Origin of the sequence: Streptomyces sp. NRRL S-337, assembly GCF_000720175.1 — a bacterium.
GTDB classification, from domain to species: Bacteria; Actinomycetota; Actinomycetes; order Streptomycetales; family Streptomycetaceae; genus Streptomyces; species Streptomyces siderophoricus.
In genome coordinates this window covers 1-2,527 of sequence record NZ_JOIX01000155.1, presented here as the reverse complement: position 1 = coordinate 2,527, position 2,527 = coordinate 1, and the positions used below count along the sequence as shown (strand labels likewise).

Here is a 2,527-nt window from a genome sequence, read left to right as displayed (position 1 = left end):
GAGATAGGAGTCCGTCTCGTGGGCTCGGAGATGTGTATAAGAGACAGGCCCAGAGACGTCACGTCCCGACGCGTCGCGCCCGCAGGACGGACAGCAGCAGCCTGCCCCCAACCGCTCGGGCCCCCCTCGGACCGACGCCCCTGCGCAGGCCCCGACCACCCCCGGCGCCCAGGGTCCCGCTGCCACCACCCCCAACACCCCCCACCAGCAGCCGAACCCATACCAGCAGCAGCCCAACCCTCAGCAACAGGCACAGCCCCAGCAGCAGCCCAACCCCCAACATCAGGCACAGCCCCAGCAGCCCAACCCTCAGCAACAGGCGCACCCCCAGCAGCAGCCGTACCAACAGCAGCCGCAGCAGTACGTCCAGGCGCCCCACCAGTTCCAGAACCAGCCGCATCAGCCGGCACCGCAACATCAGCCGACGCCATACCAGCAGCAGCAAGCGCAGCACCAAGCGCCGGTCCCGCAGCCCCCGAACCTGCGCAGCCACATGAACGTCCGTGCCGGCCTGAACGTCCAACCGAACGGCCTGTACTTGCCCTTCCCGCATGACCAACAGGCACTGGAAGCCAGCTTCCCGCGGAACGCGGACGGCACCCCGCGGGCGTTCAACGACCCGTTCCAGCCCTGGGCCCAACTCCAGAACGACGGCGGCACCGAGGTGCTCGGCCGCTCGAACAACTGCGCCGACTGCACCCGCTCCTTCATGGAGTCCTGGTACGGCAACCCGCAGGTGTCCGCTGTGCGCACCTACGACCCCGACGGCCATGGGGGCATCGATCGCCGATCCGGTGAGCGAAACGGCACCGCCAACATTGAGCAGTACGCGGGCACCAATTTCCGCAACTCCGGTCAGAACTCCAAGGACGGCTACGACCGCATAGCCAACGAGCTCCGTCAGGCGGGCCACGGTGCGGCCGCCGCAGTCCTGGTCACCTGGCCCAAGGGTGCCGATGGCACAGGCGGAGGTGCACACGTCTTCAACGCGGTCAACCACAACGGTCGCGTCATCTGGGTCGACAGCCAGTCCGGCGATGTCAGCGAACACCCCATCAATACGGAGGCCGTCGGCGTCTGGCACCTGACCCTCGACGCCAACCGCCAGCCCTTCGACCCCGCCACCCAGCAGAACCAGACCCCTCAGACCCAGCAGCCACACCAGCAACAGCAACAAACCCCCCAGCCCCAACAGCAGCCGCAGAACCAGCAGCAGGCACAGCCACAACCCCAGCCGCAGCCGCAGAACCAGCAGCCGCAGCCGCAGCAGGCACAGCCCCAGCAGCCGCAGCCACAGCAGCAGCCCAACCCCCAGCAGCAGGCACAACCGCAGCACCCCCAGCCCCAGCAGCCCAACCCGTACGCCCAGCAGCAGCCCCATCAGCAGCAACAGCAGCCTGGTCCGTACAACCAGCCCCACCAGCAGCAGCCGAGCCCTCAGGCTCAGCAGCCCAACCCGTACGCGCAACAGCAGCCGCACCAGCAGCAGCCCGGCCCGTACCAGCAGCACCCGTACGCCCAGCAACAGCCACAGCAGCAGCCAAACCCGTACGCGCAGCAGCCGCAGCCGCAACCCCAGCAGCAGCCAAACCCGTACAGCCAGCCGCAGCCGCACCAGCAGCAGCCAAACCCGTACGCCCAGCCGCAGCCCCACCAGCAGCAGCCCGGGCCGTACCAGCAGCAGAGCCCCTACGCTCAGCAGCCGGCCCCGCAGCACCAGCCTGGGCCGTACCAGCAACACCCGCAGCAGAACCCGTACGCCCAGCCCCAGCAGCAGCCCAACCCGTACGCGCAGCAGCCCCACCAGCAGCCGTACGCGCAGCAGCACCCGTATCAGCAACAGCAACAGCCGGGCCCCTACAACCAGCAGCCCAACCCATACCAACAGCACCAGCCGTACGCGCAGCAGCAGCCCAACCCGTACCAGCAGCAGGCACCGCACTACCCCCAGCCGCAGAATTTCCAGAACCCGCAGCACCCGGCAGGCGCACCCGACACCGCGGCCGGCACTTCGCCCACGCCGGATTCCGAGCGACCCCACGACGCCCAGCGTCCCCAGGACGCAGAACGTCCCGAGACTGCCGACCACTCCCCCACCCCGGGGGAGAACTCCCAGGACCGGGACCACGCGCCTGCCGACCAGTCCCACGATTCCCACAAGACTGACCAGGCCGACCAGTCGGAGACGCCTCCCCGGCGGACTGGACGGCCCCACCGACGAGCACCAGCAGCACGTCGAGAACGCCATCCCCAAGGACGACAACGGCGACCCGCAACCCCACCCCGACCCCAACGACAGCAACTGGGTCGACACCATCAACCACCCCGGCCCCGACGCCCCCGGCCGTAACAACAACTGCGTCGATGCCGCCCTGGCCACCGCCGACACCTACGCCGGCAACCCCACCGCCGCCGCCCACCGCACCCCCGACACCCACCCCGACGGCACCCCCTCCGACCGCGGCGAAACCAACGGCCGCAACCGCATCGAAAACACCCTCGGCGCCCCCTTCCACGACTACGGCAA

At 69.3% G+C, this 2,527-nt stretch carries 3 protein-coding genes; 2 read left to right on the top strand and 1 reads right to left on the bottom strand.

Annotated elements, in window-relative coordinates; genetic code table 11:
- Window positions 1-58: 58 nt before the first annotated feature.
- Window positions 59-493: a hypothetical protein gene (locus tag IG62_RS50385; RefSeq protein ID WP_078872537.1), complete on the bottom strand. Its 435-nt coding sequence runs from the start codon at window positions 491-493 to the stop codon at window positions 59-61.
- On the opposite strand from IG62_RS50385, the gene IG62_RS50380 reads away from it, so the two are divergent.
- Window positions 494-2,350 (top strand): toxin glutamine deamidase domain-containing protein, encoded by a 1,857-nt coding sequence (locus IG62_RS50380; RefSeq protein ID WP_078872536.1) that lies wholly within the window; start codon window positions 494-496, stop codon window positions 2,348-2,350. It begins immediately after the preceding gene.
- Window positions 2,247-2,527, top strand: a 281-nt coding sequence (locus tag IG62_RS50375) for a toxin glutamine deamidase domain-containing protein (protein ID WP_420711194.1), incomplete at its 3' end; no start/stop codon positions are given. The genes IG62_RS50380 and IG62_RS50375, both read left to right, overlap by 104 nt.